The organism is Dactylosporangium sp. NPDC000244, from assembly GCF_040300725.1.
Taxonomy (GTDB): domain Bacteria; phylum Actinomycetota; class Actinomycetes; order Mycobacteriales; family Micromonosporaceae; genus Dactylosporangium.
Window position 1 is genome coordinate 1 of record NZ_JBEPEH010000063.1, and the last position, 4662, is coordinate 4662.

Consider the following 4662-nt stretch of genomic DNA (forward strand, 5'->3'; position numbering starts at 1 on the left):
GAGGCACTTCCGCCTTGAGGATCGGCGGGGCGGCATTACTTCAACGTTGGTCGGGCGCCCATGGATCGTACGGCGATCGCGACATCCCTCATCGGTTTCTTATCCACTGGTGGCACGACCGCAGCCAGGCCAGGCTTGCTCGAGGTGATCGGCAGGGTCGCTCTCTCATCGGCTGCCCGCTGCTCCTTGGTGTGGCTCTCATCTGGCATGCGTCCTGCCGGTCACCGCGGCGCGGAGAGGCTCCAGAGGGGTTTGCCCAGCTCGAAGAAGCGCTGCCCTCCTCGCTGACATCAGCACGGTCAGATCGAGGAGGGATGGCATGGCGCGCGTGATCATCGGTATGGACCCGCACAAGCGGTCCGCGACCATCGAGATCATCAACAGTCGGGAGAAGGTTCTGGCGCAGCGCCGATTCGGCACCGACCGAGACGGCTACGCCGCGATGCTCAAACTGGGCCGCCAATCACGTTCTGTAGCGCGCGGATCGCGGCATGTGCGTGCGGGCGTTCATGCCGTCCGGATGCTCGTGTTCTCCACGGCCGACCGGCTCAAGGTGAACGAGCGCCGCTCACCTAATCCACCAGGCGAATCTGGCATGCTTCCGGGCCAGGCGGGTGCCGAGCACACGGTCAGGTATCGTCGCGGCGGGGTGAGCCGGGCAGGGTGACCAAGCCCAGGCGCTCCAGGCGCGCCCAGATGCCCCCGCGCGTGCGACCGAACTCCTTGACCAGGTCCTGCACCGGGGCACCGTCCCGGTGGCGCCGTTTCAGGCGTTCGTCGTCGGCCTCGCTCCACGAGCGGTACGCGTTCGGGTAGCGGAGCCGGACCTTGTCGAAACCATGGCCCTTCGGCACAGCGAGTCCTCCTTCAACGCAGGCGTCAACCGCGCCGGCTCATTGGCGTCGGCTGTGGATTCCGCATGACAACGGACGAGCCGGACTGCTACGGGCGCTGGTCCCCGCCGAGCTGGCGGCGCAGCCAGAAGCACGCCGCCGCCGTGCCCAGGCACCAGCCGGCCCAGGCCATGACGTCGGCGGCGGCGCCCAGGTGGCGGCGGGCGAACAGGGCCGTCAGCACCACCGCCAGCACGGCCGCGTGGGCGACGACCACGCCGACCGCCAGCAGAAGGTTGCCCGTCCAGCTCAGAACGGTCGCCGCACGCATGGCCATCACCGGTACCCACTCTCGTCGATGTCACATGCAGCATGCGGGCCGTCACCAATCCCGCGCCAGATTCGATCGCGGCCTGTGGATAACTCCGCGCTGTTAGCGTTGACTCGGCTACAAATGACGCGTTGACCAACGGAAACTTCCGGGAGTGGGGGCTGACGTGGATCCGCGAAGGGCGGTGCCCAGGACCGATACGGTGCTCGATGACCCGCGCCTGGCCGGGTTCCCGCGCGACCGGGCCAGGGCGGTCGTGCGCGAGGAGCTCGACCGCGTCCGCCGGGGTGAGCTCGAGGCGGCCGGGGTGGTCGGGGCGGCCGAGCGGAGACTGCGCCAGACGCACAGCATGCGGGCCGTGCTCAACGCGACCGGCGTGGTGCTGCACACCAACCTGGGGCGGGCCGCGCTGTCGCCGGAGGCGGTGCAGGCGATCGTCGACGCCGCCGGGCCCACCGACGTGGAGCTCGACCTGGAGACCGGCCGGCGGGCGCGGCGCGGGCGGGGGGCCCTGCAGGCGCTGGCGGAGGCGGTTCCGGGGGCACAGGCCGTACACCTGCTGAACAACGGTGCCGCCGCGCTGGTGCTGGCGGCCACCGGATTGGCGCAGGGGCGCGAGATCGTCGTCAGCCGCGGCGAGCTCGTCGAGATCGGCGACGGGTTCCGGCTGCCGGATCTGCTCGCGTCGACGGGCGCGCGGCTGCGTGAGGTGGGCACGACCAACCGCACGTCGCTGGAGGACTATCGCGCGGCGCTGGGGCCGCAGACCGGTTTCATCCTCAAGGTTCACCCGTCGAACTTCTTCCAGCGCGGGTTCGTTTCATCGGTACCGGTAGATGCACTCGCAACCCTCGACGCCCCACTCGTCGTGGACATCGGATCCGGGCTCCTGCGAGCCGATCCGCTGCTGCCCGAGGAGCCCGACGCCGGCTCGGTGCTGCGCGACGGGGCCGACCTGGTGACGGCCAGCGGGGACAAGCTGCTCGGCGGGCCGCAGGCGGGGCTGCTGCTCGGCCGGGCCGACCTGGTCGAACGGCTCCGGCGGCACCCGCTCGCACGGGCGCTGCGCGTCGACAAGCTCACCCTCGCCGCGCTGGAGGCGACGCTGCTCGGGCCGGAGACGCCCACGTGGCGCGGCCTGCGCGCGGACGTCGACCGGCTCCGGCAGCGGGCGGCGGCGATCCGGCAGGAGCTCGGCGGCCTCGACGCCGAGGTCGTGGACTGCGTCGCGGTGGTGGGCGGCGGCGGGGCGCCCGCGGTCGAGCTGGCGTCGGCGGCGCTCGCGCTGCCGGCCGAGCTGGCGCGGCCGCTGCGGCTCGGCGACCCGCCCGTGCTCGGCCGGGTCGAGCGGGACCGCCTGCTGCTCGACCTGCGCTGCGTGCCCGAGTCGGAGGACAAGACCGTGGCGGCGGCGGTGCTCCGAGCGGCGGGCCGCTGATCATGTGGGTCGTCGCCACCGCCGGGCACGTCGACCACGGCAAGTCCACGCTCGTACGGGCGCTGACCGGGATGGAGCCCGACCGCTGGGCCGAGGAGCGCCGCCGCGGGATGACCATCGACCTCGGCTTCGCTTGGACGCGGCTGCCGTCGGGGCAGACGGTCGCGTTCGTGGACGTGCCCGGGCACGAGCGGTTCGTGCCCAACATGCTCGCCGGCGTCGGCCCGGTGCCGGCCGCCATGCTCGTCGTCGCCGCCGACGAGGGCTGGAAGCCGCAGACCGCCGAGCATCTGGCGGCGCTGGAGGCGCTCGGCGTCCGGCATCTGCTGCTGGTCATCAGCCGCGCGGACCTCGCCGATCCCGGCCCGGCCTTGCGGCAGGCCCGCGCCCACCTGGCCTCCTTCGGCGCCGTCAAGGCGGCCGCTGGCACCGGCCCTCCCCCGGCCTCACCCGAGGCGGACGAGGCCGTCGAGGCGGACGAGGCCGTCGAGGCGGTCGCGCCCGCCGGCTCCGACGACTCCGGCACCGCCGAGGCGATCGCGGGCACCGGCCCCGACTCCCCCTCGCGGCAGGCCCTCAATCACCCGGCCTCACCCGAAACCGTCGAATCGGGCGAGGTCATCGAGGCGGTCGCGGTCAGCGCGGTCACCGGCGCCGGCCTCGACGAGCTGCGCGCCGCGCTGGATCGTCTCGGCTCCGCCCTGCCGCCGCCCGACCTCGACGCGCCCGTGCGGCTGTGGATCGACCGCGCGTTCACCATCCGCGGCAGCGGCACCGTGGTCACGGGCACCCTGGGGGCGGGGCGCCTGACCGCGGAGGCCGATCTGGAGCTGCATTCGGCTGCGGTACGAGTACGAGCCCTGCAGTCCCTCGGCTCCTTCGTGTCCACAGTGGACGCTGTGGCGCGCGTCGCCGTGAATCTGCGCGGCGTGGAGCGCACGGCGATCACCCGCGGCGACGCGCTCGTCTCACCCGGCCGGTTCGTCTTCGCCGACCTGATCGACGTGCGCGTCCACGGCGATCCGGTGGCCGAGCTACCGGTCTCGGTCGTGTTCCACATCGGCTCGGCGGCGGTCGCGGCCCGGGTCCGCCCGCTCGGCCCCGACACCGCGCGGCTGCGCCTGGCCCGCCCGCTGCCGTTGCACCTGGGCGACCGGGCGCTGCTGCGCGACCCGGGCCTGCACCGGGTGCCGGGCGGCGTGACGGTCCTGGACGTCGCCCCGCCCCCGCTGAACCGCCGCGGCGCCGCGGCCGCGCGCGCCCGGGAGCTGTCCGCGATGGACGGCCGCCCCTCCCTCGCAGACGAGCTTCGGCGCCGCCGCATCGTCGACGCCGAATCCCTGCTCCGGATGGGCGTTCCCGACCCGGGCACCGGCTGGCTGATCGACCCGGCCTACGAGGCCGAGCTGCGGGCCGGGTTGATCTCGGAGGTCCGGGCCTACGCCGAGCAGAACCCCGTCGAGCCGGATCCGCCGGTGGACGTCGTACGCCGCCGCCTGGGCCTGCCCGACCGCTCCCTCGTGGAGCGGCTCCTGGCCCCGCCCCTGACGATTCGCGACGGCCGCATCGGCACCGGCGCGGGGCTGCCCGCGAGGCTGGCCCGGGCCGTGGACGCCGTCCGCGCGGACCTGGCCGCGAACCCGTTCGCCGCGCCGGAGGCCGACCGCCTGACGTCGCTCGGGCTGGGCGCGAAGGAGCTCGGGGCCGCGGCGAAGGCGGGCCTGCTCCTGCGCATCGCGGACGGCATCGTGCTCCTGCCGGACGGCCCGTCGACAGCCCTCGAACGCCTGGCGGACCTGCCGCAGCCGTTCACCCTGAGCGAGGCCCGGCAGCGCCTGGGCACGACTCGGCGCGTGGCGGTGCCGCTGCTGGAGTTCCTGCACCGCCGCGGCGCCACGAGACGCACCGAGGACGGGCGGCACACTGTCGTCGGCGACTGAACGCCAGGCCCGCGGTCGGGCGGGGGCTTGTCGACGGCGAGCAGGGCGCACGGCGGGGCCGGCCACGGTGCGCCCCGCAAGGTGATCCAGGCTCCACCAGCCGCACAACGCGGGTGATCC

The 4662-nt window shown here is 74.0% G+C and carries 5 protein-coding genes; 3 read left to right on the plus strand and 2 right to left on the minus strand.

Annotated features, from left to right (window positions below):
* The first annotated feature begins 319 nt into the window (after positions 1 to 319).
* Positions 320 to 667: a hypothetical protein gene (locus ABT369_RS53175; protein WP_350625548.1), complete on the plus strand. Its 348-nt coding sequence runs from the start codon at positions 320 to 322 to the stop codon at positions 665 to 667.
* Here ABT369_RS53175 and ABT369_RS53180 read toward each other — a convergent pair.
* Together ABT369_RS53180 and ABT369_RS53185 are read right to left on the minus strand one after the other, a co-directional pair.
* Complete coding sequence (locus tag ABT369_RS53180) at positions 630 to 854, minus strand: hypothetical protein (RefSeq protein WP_350625550.1); 225 nt, start codon at positions 852 to 854, stop codon at positions 630 to 632. The two genes, ABT369_RS53175 and ABT369_RS53180, sit on opposite strands and share 38 nt — an antisense overlap.
* 88 nt (positions 855 to 942) lie before the next feature.
* A complete protein-coding gene (locus ABT369_RS53185) occupies positions 943 to 1164 on the minus strand; it encodes a hypothetical protein (RefSeq protein ID WP_350625552.1) in 222 nt (73 codons plus the stop codon).
* A 166-nt stretch (positions 1165 to 1330) separates the two neighbouring features.
* Here ABT369_RS53185 and selA point away from each other — a divergent pair, with 166 nt between their 5' ends.
* Together selA and selB are read left to right on the plus strand one after the other, a co-directional pair.
* Positions 1331 to 2602, plus strand: a complete 1272-nt coding sequence (selA, locus tag ABT369_RS53190; RefSeq protein ID WP_350625554.1) for an L-seryl-tRNA(Sec) selenium transferase — start codon at positions 1331 to 1333, stop codon at positions 2600 to 2602.
* Between the two features lie 2 nt (positions 2603 to 2604).
* Positions 2605 to 4542: a selenocysteine-specific translation elongation factor gene (gene selB, locus ABT369_RS53195; protein WP_350625556.1), complete on the plus strand. Its 1938-nt coding sequence runs from the start codon at positions 2605 to 2607 to the stop codon at positions 4540 to 4542.
* Positions 4543 to 4662 lie beyond the last annotated feature (120 nt).

What these genes read in the sequence shown, in the direction of transcription:
- selB (WP_350625556.1), top strand. Translation starts at nt 2,605, where the DNA reads ATGTGGGTCGTCGCCACCGCCGGGCACGTCGACCACGGCAAGTCCACG.
- ABT369_RS53185 (WP_350625552.1), bottom strand. Translation starts at nt 1,164, where the DNA reads ATGCGTGCGGCGACCGTTCTGAGCTGGACGGGCAACCTTCTGCTGGCG.
- ABT369_RS53175 (WP_350625548.1), top strand. Translation starts at nt 320, where the DNA reads ATGGCGCGCGTGATCATCGGTATGGACCCGCACAAGCGGTCCGCGACC.